General features: G+C 38.6%; 9 protein-coding genes and 1 tRNA gene. 4 read left to right on the top strand and 6 right to left on the bottom strand.

All coding sequences use genetic code 11. The annotated features are described in order from the left end of the window. Nucleotides 1-568 precede the first annotated feature (568 nt). Nucleotides 569-639 (bottom strand) — tRNA-Gln (locus AC106K_RS12445). Nucleotides 640-1,024: 385 nt separating this feature from the next. Here AC106K_RS12445 and der point away from each other — a divergent pair. Further along, nucleotides 1,025-2,335 (top strand): ribosome biogenesis GTPase Der, encoded by a 1,311-nt coding sequence (gene der / locus AC106K_RS12440; RefSeq protein ID WP_047097338.1) that lies wholly within the window; start codon nt 1,025-1,027, stop codon nt 2,333-2,335. Nucleotides 2,336-2,479: 144 nt separating this feature from the next. On the opposite strand, the gene AC106K_RS12435 is transcribed toward der, so the two are convergent. Both AC106K_RS12435 and AC106K_RS12430 read right to left on the bottom strand, forming a co-directional pair. Then, nucleotides 2,480-2,962: a GNAT family N-acetyltransferase gene (locus AC106K_RS12435; RefSeq protein WP_482445677.1), complete on the bottom strand. Its 483-nt coding sequence runs from the start codon at nt 2,960-2,962 to the stop codon at nt 2,480-2,482. A gap of 169 nt (nt 2,963-3,131) precedes the next feature. Further along, entirely contained in the window at nt 3,132-7,052 is a 3,921-nt protein-coding gene (locus AC106K_RS12430) for a Pls/PosA family non-ribosomal peptide synthetase (RefSeq protein WP_482445676.1), read from the bottom strand. Nucleotides 7,053-7,198: 146 nt separating this feature from the next. Here AC106K_RS12430 and upp point away from each other — a divergent pair, with 146 nt between their 5' ends. Then, nucleotides 7,199-7,849: a uracil phosphoribosyltransferase gene (gene upp, locus AC106K_RS12425; protein WP_047097341.1), complete on the top strand. Its 651-nt coding sequence runs from the start codon at nt 7,199-7,201 to the stop codon at nt 7,847-7,849. Between the two features lies 1 nt (nt 7,850). Here upp and AC106K_RS12420 read toward each other — a convergent pair whose 3' ends face one another. The 3 genes from AC106K_RS12420 to AC106K_RS12410 all read right to left on the bottom strand — a co-directional run bounded on the left by AC106K_RS12420 (nt 7,851) and on the right by AC106K_RS12410 (nt 10,911). After that, nucleotides 7,851-8,537, bottom strand: a complete 687-nt coding sequence (locus AC106K_RS12420) for an alpha/beta fold hydrolase (RefSeq protein ID WP_482445674.1) — start codon at nt 8,535-8,537, stop codon at nt 7,851-7,853. A gap of 109 nt (nt 8,538-8,646) precedes the next feature. Further along, a complete protein-coding gene (locus tag AC106K_RS12415) occupies nt 8,647-9,300 on the bottom strand; it encodes a ComF family protein (RefSeq protein WP_482445672.1) in 654 nt (217 codons plus the stop codon). Nucleotides 9,301-9,435: 135 nt separating this feature from the next. Further along, nucleotides 9,436-10,911, bottom strand: a complete 1,476-nt coding sequence (locus AC106K_RS12410) for a helix-turn-helix domain-containing protein (protein ID WP_482445670.1) — start codon at nt 10,909-10,911, stop codon at nt 9,436-9,438. A 127-nt stretch (nt 10,912-11,038) separates the two neighbouring features. Between AC106K_RS12410 and aceB the strand changes: the two genes are divergently transcribed. Continuing rightward, nucleotides 11,039-12,613, top strand: coding sequence for a malate synthase A (gene aceB / locus AC106K_RS12405; protein WP_482445669.1), 1,575 nt, complete (start codon nt 11,039-11,041; stop codon nt 12,611-12,613). A 127-nt stretch (nt 12,614-12,740) separates the two neighbouring features. Further along, the gene (aceA, locus tag AC106K_RS12400; RefSeq protein ID WP_482445667.1) at nt 12,741-14,021 is read left to right on the top strand and encodes an isocitrate lyase; all 1,281 of its coding nucleotides are present in this window, start codon (nt 12,741-12,743) and stop codon (nt 14,019-14,021) included. The last annotated feature ends 161 nt before the right edge of the window (nt 14,022-14,182 follow it).

The raw sequence follows: 14,182 nt of genomic DNA, 5'->3' as shown, positions 1-14,182 counted from the left end.
TATTATAATTATTTACAAAGCCCCTCATTCCTAAAATAAATGCAACTATTATTGATGTAAATGTGATATAAATGGTAATAGATTGCTTTAGTTCAAAAAAGAATAATATTACTAAAATATCTATTAATGCAACAATCCAACTTAATTTAAATATTGGAAAGGACTTTATATCTTTTCCCAACATCAAAAATGTTGAATTTGAAAATATAATGGTAAGAAGCGTTATTTGTAAGATCGTATTCATTGGTAAGATTAGATATTATGCTCAGAACTGTACATAAAATAAAGCGCAAGGAAATAGGTTTTTTCACTCCCGTTTAGCTTTTTGAATTAGATATTAGTCCTTTTTAAACCTGCGCTAAATTAACTGTTTTTAAAAAGGTTTACAGAGGTTTTTAAAGTGTGTTAGTATGATTTTTGTCACTCTTTAGTGTGTTGTATTTGTACAATCGATTTTCTGTGAATTGACTTTAGAATTAGGAAAGTAAGAATTTTTTAATTACGGTAGAAAGAAGGATAGAAGTCTGGTATAAAAAACAAAAAACCACCCTTAAAAAAGAGTGGTCTGTAGACCCACAGGGATTCGAACCCCAGATGACTGAACCAAAATCAGTAGTGTTACCGCTACACCATGGGTCTGTTTTGACGCTGCGAAATTAGAAAATTTATTTTAAATATGAAAATCAAAATTGAAGATTAATGAACATAATAGAGGGGTAATGGGCTTTACTTATTGATAGCCAAAGAATTATTTTTAAGATATTTTTTCAAAATATATTGGATTAGACAGCAAGATGGCTTGATCAGGGAATATTCAACCCGTTTTCATCGAAATATGGATCATACATTATCCGTAGAATAGTAGCTTCCTGCCTCCCTCTTCCTGCTTCCCGCCTTAAATCCCCAGCTTTCCTTACGTTAAATAATAAAACCTTATCTTTGCAAAAAAATTGGGCTCCAAAAGTTGGAGTAACCCATTAATAACACATCCTGAGCGCAGCAAAAGGATTATTAAACATTTTTTATGTCAAATATTGTCGCAATCGTTGGACGTCCCAACGTAGGAAAATCCACACTTTTTAACCGTTTATTAGAAAGAAGAGAAGCTATTGTAGATTCTACAGCCGGTGTTACCAGAGACCGTCACTACGGAAAATCTGACTGGAACGGAGTAGACTTTACCGTAATTGATACCGGAGGGTATGATGTAGGTACAGACGATATCTTTGAAGAAGAGATCCGTAAGCAGGTACAGCTGGCGGTAGACGAAGCTACCTCTATTATCTTTATGATGAACGTAGAAGAGGGACTTACCGATACCGATTACGAAATTTACAGACTTCTGAGAAGATCCAACAAACCGATTTATATCGTTATCAACAAAGTGGATTCTTCAAAAGAAGAACTTCCAGCAACAGAATTTTATCAGTTAGGAATTGACAAATATTATACACTTTCTTCTGCAACCGGTTCAGGAACAGGAGATCTTTTGGATGATATTGTTAAAGATTTCCCGACTACAGAATATAAAGACCCTTTCGAAGGACTGCCTAAGATTACGATCGCAGGACGTCCGAACGTAGGAAAATCTACAATGACCAATGCCTTATTGGATGTAGAAAGAAATATTGTAACCGATATTGCAGGAACTACAAGAGACAGTATCCAGACCTTATACAACAAATTCGGACATGAGTTTGTATTGGTAGATACCGCGGGAATGAGAAGAAAGTCTAAAGTAAATGAAGACCTTGAATTCTATTCCGTAATGAGATCAATCCGTTCTATCGAATATTCTGACGTGGTGATCATTATGGTAGATGCTACACAGGGATGGGAGTCTCAGGATATGAACATTTTCGGATTGGCACAGAAAAACAGAAAAGGAATTGTCATTCTTGTCAACAAGTGGGATTTGATCGAAGATAAGCAGACCAATACCATGCGTGACTTCGAAAAATCAATCAAAGACAAAATCGGTCAGTTCCAGGATATTCCAATCTTATTCGTTTCAGCTTTGACGAAGCAGAGAATTCTGAAAGCAGTAGAGGTGGCAATGCAGGTTTATGATGACCGTAAAAAGAAGATCAAAACATCCAAACTGAATGAAGTAATGCTTCCGATCTTCGAAAATACGCCACCGCCGGCATTGAAAGGAAAGTATATCAAAATCAAATATTGTGTTCAGCTTCCTACGCCATCACCACAGTTTGTATTTTTCTGCAACCTGCCACAATATGTGAAGGAGCCATATAAGAGATTTACTGAAAACCAGCTGAGAAAAGAATTCGGATTTACCGGAGTTCCAATCGAAGTGTATTTCAGACAAAAATAATAAGAACAGTGTTCACAGAAAATCCGGTAAGCTTGCTTACCGGATTTTTTATTTTAAATAGTTTTAAAAAGAACAAGTGATCACAATATCTTTACTACAGAGAAAAAACTTCCAGCTTCCCTTTCCATGCTTCCTGCCTTTTTCTCATAACCATTTTTCATACACCAACCTTACAGGTCTGTACCCCTGTGAAGCCAGCCATCGCTGCATTGTATCATTATTGAAAAGAGTATAACGGTATATTTTGCGGATTTTATAATCTGAATAAGCCTCTTCAAATGTTGTATTGAGCGCAGAATAGATTCCCTGTTTTCTGTATTCTTTTTTTACATACCCTTCAGAAACATACAGGTCATCATTTTCCCCAAGTTCAAAATTACTGTCATCCTTTTCATCAATATACCCGAATATAAAGCCTATAGCTTTTCCGTCAACTTCTGCAATAAGGAATGTTCCGTCATTCTCTTCTTCACATTCTGCCATGAAACGGAGATAATTGTCTCTGATCTGGCTCCAGTCAGCAGTCTTATCATTCATTTCTTTTTCCGAAACATGAAGTTCGCCCACCAGTTCATCAACGATGGGTAGGTTTTCAGCGATTTTTATTTTTTTGATAGAGTAGTTCATAATGATGTTTTTATATTATTTGTCGGAAGCTGGAAGAAGGAGGATGGAAGTAATTAAGGTTAGTACAATAATATACGTTGTTCATTCAAATTATTTTGTTTCAGATGACAACTATTATATGAATGTACCATAGAAACTTCCATCTTCCATCCTCTGGCTTCCCTCCCAATTACTTCCCTCTCAACGGGCTTCCATACCAGGAAGTATCATCAGAAAGAACTTCTCCTTTCATCACCAGAGAAAGCGGGTCAATATTAACATTGTTTCCGATTTCACTATCATATAAAATAATGGTTCTTGAATTGATGGTCGTCTGGCTTCCGATTTTTACACTTCCGATCTTCATAATCCTGTCCTCAAAAAGGTGAGTCTGAGGTCCGCAGTCTTCGTTCAGCATCGTTTCATCTCCAATGGAAACCATATCAAATTCTGTAATATCAGTAGTGTTAAGCCAAACTTTTTTTCCGATTTTGACTCCTAAAAATCTCATGAAAAATGGCAACCAGAATGTTCCACGCAGAAAATCCAGGAAAAATTGTACCGGAAGGGCTTCATAGATCGTTGTGATGCCCTCGCTCAGCCATACTTTCATACTGTACATCGGCATTTCTGTTTTCTTATATTTTCCAACAAAAATCCATTTGAGCAATACCGTGAAGAAAAATGAAGGTAAAGCCACAATTCCTAAATAATAGAATGGCGCAAATAATAAAAGGTAAATAATTTTTCCTTCCAGATAAGTGCTGGTATAAGCGATAAATAATACACTGCAGATAATCACAACAGTCTGTGGAAGAATAATCCTGATCCCTTCCACAATAGCTCTTGCCAGTTTAAGGCGGAATGGAGGATTGTATGTAAGATGATCTTGGAAAACATCAGATTTTTGTCGGGAAGGAAGTCCTATCGGCGGAGATCCGAACCAGTCCTTTTCAGTAGAATTTTTCAGCTGCTCTTCCGTTGGGGCTTTACTCAGTACACCGATCAACATATTGTCTTTCAGCTCATACCCTTGTGGAATAAGACCGCTGTTTCCTACAAAACTGTTGTTCCCGATGGTTGTTTTAGATAAAATTAATTTTTCATTTCTTACATCATGCTCCCCAAGAATAACCGCATCTGCAATGAATGAACCTTCACCAATTTCCAAAAGGTGATGAGAAACATCGCTGGCTGTTGAAATTTCTGAATTTTTGCCCACTTTAGCTCCCATCATTCTGTAAAATTTACTGATATAAATTGAAGCAAAAAGAGGATGTACAATGATGAGTGATAAGTTGAAAATCTGATCTTTAATCCATTTTTTGTAATACATAAAACTGTACACGGAATAAACACCGGGTTTCATATTATATTGTAAAATTCTTGTCAGGATACTAACCACTGCAATAAACAGTAAAATGTATACGGTAGACAGAATAGGAGCTTGCCACAGATAGTAAAAATTGTAATCCGCGGAGCGGTCATCCAGATAATATAGAGTATATAGGGTAGGAGCTAAAGGCAAAACGATAAGTAACGGGAAGAAAAACAGTGAGCATGCATACAGAAATGCAAACCGGTTTCTTTTTGCTGTGGAAGCCAGTTGAGGAGCTTCAATTTCTTCGCCCTCTTTCACTCTTACCTTTTCTGCCGGGCTGCCATTCCATACTTCTCCGAATCCTATTCTGCCGCCTTCATTAAGACAGCTTAAATCCTGAAGTTCACCGAATTTTTCAATAACCGTATCTCCACATACAATAACTGACGATCCGAGATAAGCGTGAGCTTTAATATGTACTTTTCTTATTCTTAAAACACCGTTTTCCACCGAAGCATTGTCAATACTACAGCCGGAACTGGAGTTTACATTTTCATCAATCGTAACAAGATCTTCCGCTGCAATAGGCAATAAACTCAATTGGGCACTTGGGTGGACCTTTACCCCGAGTAATTTTAAATATTTCGGATATAAGGGCGTTTCTACGATAAATTCAGAAGGCATTAACCTTTTAACCGTTTTCCATAGCCACCATCTGAAATAATACCAGCCCCAGAGCGGATAATCACCTTCTTTTATTTTGCCTATCACCAGCCATTTGGTCAGAACAATAATAATCGAATATACCGGCGGAATCAATGTGTACAGTAAAAAAGCACTTAATAATGCATAATGCAGTCCATATCCGTTAAGCTGGAAATAATAATAGCTTAGATAAGGAAAAAATATCTGAATACTTAGCAATCCAAAAACAACCAGTAAGCTGATGGTCTGGGCAATATTACAGGCAATATACTGTAATGTTGAAACCCTTTGAAAAGGTTCCTGATGTACTATCACCTGGCTGTGCTTGGTTTTAAGACATTCCGAATAAGCCGACAAAGGGCGGTTTTCATAAATTTCCTTTAATGAAGCCGTTGGGAATCCTGCCTTTTGGCGCAAATGAGAAACCAGAGTAGCTGCCAGAAGAGAATGCCCGCCAAGATCTGTGAAAAAATCCTGGTTCAGATTGATTTCTTTTCCGGGAAATACCCATTTCAGGGTTTGGATAAGCTTTTCCTCTACAGGAGCTTCAGGATCAATGGTAATCTCTTCATTTTTCTCATGAACCGTGAAGCTTTCCGGAACAGGAAGGCGCTTTCTGTCAATTTTACCACTCGGCATCCGGGGCATTTCTTTCATCAGAACAATAGAGATCGGAACCATATAAGGAGCCAGGAATTTGGCAAGTTCCTTCCGCATTCCGTTTTCATCAAATGAAGACTCATTGCTCATTACCACATAGCCTACAAGCTGTCCTTGCTCGTTGGAATCTTCTTTTACCGCTACAGCAGCAGATGAAACATCCTGAAGCTGGTTGAGGCGGGTTTCAATCTCTCCAAGCTCAATTCTGTAGCCCCGTAGTTTGATCTGATCATCTATTCTTCCCTGGAAATCAATGAATCCGTCTTCACGAATGATAACGGCGTCTCCGGTTTTATAAATGGTACTTCCCGGTAGCTCAGGAAAAGGATTCTGTAAAAATTTCTGTTCAGTAAGCTCCGGAAGATTAAAATATCCGTTACTCACTCCGGGGCCGGAGATAATCATTTCCCCACGCTCTCCCCGCGGAACAATACTCATGTTTTCATCAACTACAGCAATATGATAATTGGGAAGCGGAGGGCCAATAGTAAGCGGCTGTTGGCTGTTCAGCTTAGTCATATTGGAAGAAACGGTAGTTTCCGTAGGACCATAGCTGTTGATGAATATTCTGTAAGGTTTTGCCCATTTCTCCTGTACCTGTTTAGTACATGCTTCACCACCTGTATTGATAAACCTGATGGCAGGAACTTCATCAATGATGGCCAGAATACTCGGAACGGCATGAAGTACCGTAATTTTATTTTTTGTTAAGACGTCGCTAAGTTCATCTATTGCCTTTACAGTGGTGGCATCTGCAACCCATATGGTGGCTCCGGCAAACAGACTGATCCAGACTTCCTCACACCACATGTCGAAAGAAACAGAAAATCCCTGATAGACGGTATCTGTATCTTGTATCTGTATAAAATCCTGTTCAGAACGGATCAGGTGACATATATTTCTGTGAGAAATAGGAATTCCTTTAGGATTTCCCGTACTTCCGGAAGTAAATAATACATACGCCCAGTTGTCCGGACTGTAATGTACAGCAGGTGCAGGGATCACCTTCTCAGGTTGTGGAGCGATTGGTATCGGCTGACAATGAATCTGAGCATCCGTATCGGAGAAATAAGTTTTTACATGAATGTCTGTAAATACCTTTTTGATCCTGTCTTCCGGCATTTCCCGGTCCAACGGGATATAAGCAGCACCTGCCTTTAAAATACCGAGTATGGCAACAGGAAGCTCAAGACTTCTCGGATACCATACTCCGACACGATCACCAGGTTGTACCCCTTGGCTCTGTAATTGTAAAGCAATAGCATTGCTCCAGCTGTCTAATTCAGCGTAGGATATTTTTTTATCTTTAAATATAAAGGCTGTTTTATCTTTATATTTTTCAAAAGTGGGAACCAGTAGCTCAGGCAGAGTTTCTTCTTGGATAAACTCCGGACTGATTTTTCCTAAAATCAGGCTTTTCATCATTAAAAAATTGTAATATCTATTGATCGGGAATATTTTATAAATATACTTTATTTCTATTCACATCCGATCTTTCAATTCGTTTTTTAGTTGTAATTTTGCAGGAATTAATATCAATTTAACTGAAATTAAAAAAAAATAAAATTTTCATGCTTACCGTATTATCTCAAAACTTTTCTCTTGTCAATGAATGGATCAATGAACTTCGAAACGTCGAAGTGCAGCATGACCGTATGAGATTCCGTAGAAATATGGAAAGAATCGGGGAAATTGCAGCTTTTGAAATCAGTAAAGGATTAGAGTATAGAGACGTTGAAATTCAGACTCCTTTAGATACCATAAAAAGTAGAGAAATTGCAGTGCAGCCTGTTATTACAACCATTTTAAGGGCTGGTGTTCCATTGTTTGAAGGGATTTTGAACTATCTGGACAGGGCAGACTGTGGTTTTGTGGCAGCTTACAGAAAGCACGATGCCAACGATTATTTTTCTATCAAACAGGATTATCTGACATGCCCCAGCATCGAAGGAAGACCACTGATTGTGGCAGATCCTATGTTGGCAACAGGAGCTTCCCTGATTGAGGCTATTAAAGATTTGCTGACCAACGGAAACCCAACCCAGCTTCATATTGTAGCAGCGATTGCTTCAAGGCAAGGAGTGGAAACCGTTCAGAACGCTTATCCTGATGCTCACATCTGGGTAGGAGCCATCGATGAACAATTGACCTCGAAAGGGTATATTACCCCGGGATTGGGAGATGCCGGAGATTTAAGCTACGGAGAAAAACTTCAGAGATAAATTAAGAGAGATTCCAGAAATCTTTCATTAAATTCAACAATAAACCTGGTCGTACCTTATCCATAGGATGTTTAGTATCCGGAAGTACGGCCAGTTTTGCATTAGGCAGGTTTCCGTAAACATTTTTACTTTCCTCAAGCGTTACCATATTGTCTTTATCACCTACCATAATCTGAACAGGGATCTTAATGCCGGTAACGTCATTTTTCAGAGGTGGATTTTTACCCAGATTCACCATCAGATCAGCAATAGCTGGAAGAAGTTGTTTCCATTTTGAGCCGTGTTGCGCTTCCAGAAGCTGAGCGTATTGTGGAACTTTTTCAAGGATCGCATCAGGGTTCAGCATTTTACTTTCTTTCAAAGCCTGCTCCTCGGTCCAGTCAAATTTTGTTCCCAGAGTCATGACGGAGTTTACATTCTCAGGGTTTGTCATGGCATAGCAAAGTGCAACATACCCACCCATGCTGTGTCCGAAAATAGATACATCAGTTAAATCGTTGTCTTTACAGTACGTTGCCAGTTCCTGAGTATATTTCTCTATGCTGATTCCTTCTGCCGGAAGTTCAGTATCTCCGTGTCCGGAAAGCAAAGGCGTATGAATAACAAAATAGGAGGATAACGTTTCTAAATAAGGCTTAAAAATATCGCTGTGACCTAAAGCGCCATGTAATAAGATCAGATTGGGCATTGTGGTTTAAGTTTTCCGGAAAATTAGGAAAAAGAATCGGAACCCGAAAATCAGTTTTGAGTGTAGAATAAATGTATTTTCAAACAACTTTAAACTTTGAACCTAAAACTTACACATCCATTGCCATGACCAGCACGCTTACTTTATTGTCTCCGGCATTCAGAATTTCCCAGGCAACAGAAGAAATGGTATTCCCTGTGGTGAAAACGTCATCAATCAGTAGGATATGCTTTCCGGTAACAGGTCGGGTGACAGAAAATGTATTTAGAGTTTCCAGTCTGTGTTTTTTATCTTTCAGGGCCTGTGCTTTTGAATAATGATTTCTTTTGAGAAGCTGGTGGTCAAAAGGAATTTCATAAAATGCAGATAGCGTTTCCGTAAATAGATGAAGCTGATTATATCCTCTCTCTTTTAATTTCTTCGGGTGAAGCGGAACACTTACCATAAGATCCGGTTTTTCATTTTTAAAATCCAGACGCTCAGTAGTCCATTCTGCCAGAATTTTTCCAGCTTTTTCCCGGCTTCTGTATTTCAGTTCATGAATAATTTTCCTGCTCAGGTTCTCTTTTTCAAACTGGATTAATGCGAAAGCATTTTCAATAGGAAAGAAGAGGCTGCATTTTTCTTTGATCGGGGTATTCTCAAAATAATCATAATGAGTGAAATGGATCTGATTGAAACAAATATCGCAAACCAGAAGATCAGAATCGATAATCCTGCTGCATTCAATGCAACGGTTGGGGAAAAAAAGGTCTAGTATCATGGATGTGTTTTTTACGAAGTTATGAAATAGTTTTCACCCAATCAATGAATAAAAACCATCATCTCCAAACTCCAAAACGCTCCCCCTTTAACCTCACACTCTCAAACACTCCCACACTCAAACTCCAAAACCCTCTCACTCAAACCCTCTCCTGATCTTCTCAATAGAACTCTTCATGCTCAGATTAAAATGCTCTTTCTCCAACCGTACAGGAGGAGCCTGTCTTACTTCACAGTCGGCTATGCTGCAGGATTCGCAGGTAACACCTACATTGATGGTTTTTAAAGAAGGAGATTTGACAAAGCTGATCTTTTTGATGGTCTGAGGATTCAGTAAAATACCAAGACAGTAGCTTCTGTTGCTGCCATCAGAAAAGGGGTTCTTTTGTGAGGTAGAAATCACCAGATAACTTATGCCCTGATCCTTATAATGGGAAATCTGTGCATCCGTCAGGGTTTCATTTTCTTTTAAATGGTCAAGATTTTTCACAGCAATCCATCTTCTGCAGTAATGTTCGTTGGTGGCGTTGGCATGAGGAGCCTGTTGGTGGTTGAGGTGAAGTTCCTTTAAAATCTGAATTTTATCCGAATTTTTCTTTTTTACGAGACACAAATAAAAAAGGTCTTTGATTCCCATCTCTGCTGAAAGAATATTCGTAAGACGATAGTAAAAAGTCTCCGGAGAATGGGTGAAACTGTTGATCAGGCTTGCGAAACTCTGAGGCTCCCAGCTGTTTTGCTGGAAAAATTCTGAAGTTTTTTCAATGACAGGTTCTTTTGAAATTAATAAAGCTCCTGCAAAATAGGATGCATAAAAATTATTCAGAATCTCCTCAAAACTACCGAAATCAAGCCATGAGTACGTATTGGGACGGATCTTTAAATCCAAAACTTTAAAACCGATCTCTTTTGCCAGAATGAATGTTTTCTGGTCCTTCTCAAGTTTTTTATTCAGAAGCAGCAGGTTCTTTTCAGGAATAAGTAATGAACGTAGATTATCCAGTGTTCCGTAAACTTCAAAATCTTCAGATTGAATCGTATAACCGAATTTTTCCGTAAGAATGTGCTCCAGAATATCAGATTTTAAATTTTTATCAATCTGTAATTGATTTTCCTGGATAAACTGGCTGACTTTTTCTTCAATTTCCGGGAAATAATTATCATACAGCTCCTGGAATGACCGTAAAACGGCAAAATAAAACCTTTCCTTCCCCAGGTTATAATTCTGGGAGATCTCGATCAGGGCATTGATGAAAGCAGTAACCTTTTTAGGGGCATCACTGATTATGCTGATGAGGTTGTTCTTGTTGATTCCAAAAAGTTCCAGTGGAATTTCTTTAAAAAAATCTGACTGTAAAATTTCATTGAAAGGAGCCAGGCTTTTATCAAGTTTAGTAGAAACCAGATCATCAAAAGTACAGTTCAATGCATCCGAAAGCTGGATGATTTTGTCATGCTTCGGATATTTTTTTCCGTTTTCAATTTCGTTGAGATAAGATTTTGATAACCCGGTTTTTACAGCAAGATCCTGTAGAGACCAGTTTTTCTTCTGCCTTTGCTGTTTCAGTTTCAACCCGAAAACTGTTTTGATAAAATCGCTTTCTGAATTCATTACTTCAAATATAAATAATTAGATGCGATTATTCGCATAATAATTTTTAAATATATTTAGCGAACGTTCGCTGTTTGTGAAAATTTTTGTTTATGTTTGTAACATCAAATCACAAAATCAATATGTTATGGAAACCAAGACACAATTAAAAATAAAGGCTCAGAAGCAGTTTGAAGAAATTTTCACTCCCGATTTGATTGATTTTCTTGTAGCCCTGCATCAGAATTTTAATCACAAAAGACTGGCGCTTTTAGCAGAAAGAAAAAAAAATCAGCAGGAATTTGACCAGGGCATTCTTCCGAAGTTTTTACAGGAGACCGAAGAAATCAGAAAAACGGATTGGGTCTGTGCTCCTTTACCGGAAGATCTGTTGGACAGAAGAGTAGAAATTACCGGACCTGTTGATCGGAAAATGATCATTAATGCATTGAATTCGGGCGCTTTTACGTTTATGGCCGATTTTGAAGACAGTAGTGCTCCGACCTGGGGTAATTGTATGGAAGGACAGATTAATCTTTCCGATGCGATCAGCAGAACCATTGATTTTGTAAACGAAAAAGGGAAAGCCTATACCCTTAATGAAAAAACGGCTGTTTTATTGGTTCGGCCAAGAGGACTTCATTTACCTGAAAAACATATTGAGATCTCTGGAGAAGAGGCATCCGGATCACTTACCGATTTTGGAATTTATTTTTTCAGAAATGCCCAAAAACTTCTGGAAAACGGAAGCGGTCCTTATTTTTATCTTCCCAAATTAGAACATTATAAAGAAGCCCGCTGGTGGAACGAAGTATTTATCTTCGCTCAGAAATATCTCGGTATACCGGAAGGAACTATTAAAGCAACGGTGTTAATAGAAACCATCACGGCTTCATTTCAGATCGATGAAATTTTATTTGAATTAAAAGATCACAGCGCCGGACTGAACTGTGGAAGATGGGATTATATTTTCTCCTTTATCAAAAAATTCAGAAACCTGCCGGCATTTATTGTTCCGGACAGAGATCAGGTGACAATGACTTCCCCTTTTATGAGTGCTTATTCAAAAAGAGTGATTGAGATCTGTCACAAAAGAAACGTTCATGCCATTGGCGGTATGGCAGCACAAATTCCTGTGAAAGATGATGATGAAGCCAATAATGCGGCTTTCGAAAAAGTAAGAAATGATAAAGAAAGAGAAGTTAAAAATGGTCACGACGGAACCTGGGTAGCACATCCGGCATTAGTTTCGGTGGCAAAAGAAATTTTTGACCAATATATGCCTTCCAAAAACCAGATCGATAAAAAAGTGGAATACCACATTACAGAAAGCGATCTGCTGGAAATTCCAAAAGGAGAAATTACAGAAAAAGGAGTTCGGAAAAATATCAATGTCGGAATCCTTTATCTTGAAAGCTGGCTGATGGGAGTGGGAGCAGCAGCCATTTATAACCTGATGGAAGATGCGGCTACTGCAGAAATATCAAGAACCCAGATCTGGCAATGGCTGAAAAATGAAGCCGTTCTGAGTGATGACAGAACCTTGACAAGAAGTATGGTCCTTCAATGGGAAGCAGAAGAAATGGACCGTATTGAAAAATATGTAGGCGAAGAGCGCTTTAAAAATGGAAAATTCAATCTGGCCAAAGAACTTTTCAATGAACTGATCTTCTCTGAAAACTTTGAAGAATTTTTAACCTTAAAAGCATATCCTTTTATCTAGTGAAAATGCTGGTTGCTGGTTATATAGTTGCTGGTTGAAAACCAAATCAACAAGTAACAAGTAACAATAGAACCAGCATCCAGCAACAATATTACTTTCAAACCTAATTAAACAAAATCCAAATATTATGAAAACAAAACAAGAACAGATCCAGGCTTTAGAGCAAGATTGGCTGACCAACCCACGCTGGAATGGGGTAAAAAGACCTTATACAGCAGAAGAAGTTTTAAAACTTCGTGGTTCTTATAAAATAGAGTATACCATTGCGACTGAAATGTCTAAAAAATTCTGGGAGAAATTGAATACCCAGGATTATGTAGCAGGACTTGGGGCGCTTACAGGAAACCAGGCTGTTCAGGAAGTGGATGCAGGACTGGAAGCAATCTATCTTTCAGGCTGGCAGGTAGCAGCTGATGCCAATCTATCAGGAGAAATGTATCCCGATCAGTCATTATACCCGGCCAATTCAGTGCCTTCTGTGGTGAAAAAGATCAATAATGCTTTATTGAGAGCAGATCAGGTGCAATCGGTGAGCGGAAACGGGGATAAAGAATACCTGGTACCGATTATTGCAGATGCCGAAGCAGGTTTTGGCGGTAATCTGAATGCTTTCGAACTGATGAAACAGATGATCGAAGCAGGAGCCGCAGGAGTACACTTTGAAGATCAGCTTTCTTCTGCAAAAAAATGTGGGCATTTAGGAGGGAAAGTACTGGTTCCTACTCAGGAGGCTATCAATAAACTGATTGCAGCACGTCTGGCAGCCGATGTATTGGGAGTTCCAAGCCTTATTATTGCAAGAACGGATGCCGATGCGGCAGATTTATTGACTTCAGATATTGATGATAGAGATAAAAAATTCGTAACCGGAGAAAGAACTTCTGAAGGGTTTTATGTAGTAAGGAACGGAGTAGAGCAGGGCATCGACAGAGGTTTATCATATGCTCCTTACGCAGATCTGATCTGGATGGAAACCTCAAACCCGGATCTTGAGCAGGCAAAAAGATTTGCTGATGGTATTCATGCTAAATTCCCTGGGAAAATGTTAGCTTACAACTGTTCCCCTTCATTCAACTGGGCGGCAAAGCTAAGTGTTGAAGAAATGTCTACTTTCCGTGAGGAGCTGGCTAAAATGGGTTATAAATTCCAGTTTATCACCTTAGCAGGATTCCATGCGTTGAATACGGCCATGTTTGAGTTGGCTTTAGCTTATAAAGAAAAAGGAATGGCAGGATATTCTGAATTGCAGGAGCGTGAATTTGCTTTACAGCAGAAAGGTTTCAGAGCCGTGAAGCATCAGTCTTTTGTAGGGACAGGGTATTTTGATGAAGTTCAGAATGTGGTTACAAACGGTTCTTCCGCCACCGTAGCTATGAAAGATTCTACAGAAACGGCACAGTTCCATTAGTCATTTTTCCATATTTTTTTGATGTTAAACCTTTCTCCAAAACTGAGAAAGGTTTTTTGTAACGAAACTCTCGTAGAATCATACACCAACAATTTTATTCGTGCATCCGTGGCAATATTAGTATACGGAAAAGAGGTCTGAATTGAGATGATTATTTTGCC

The sequence above is a fragment of the Chryseobacterium sp. FR048 genome, from assembly GCF_056844665.1.
This window is presented reverse-complemented; position numbering and strand designations above follow the sequence as displayed.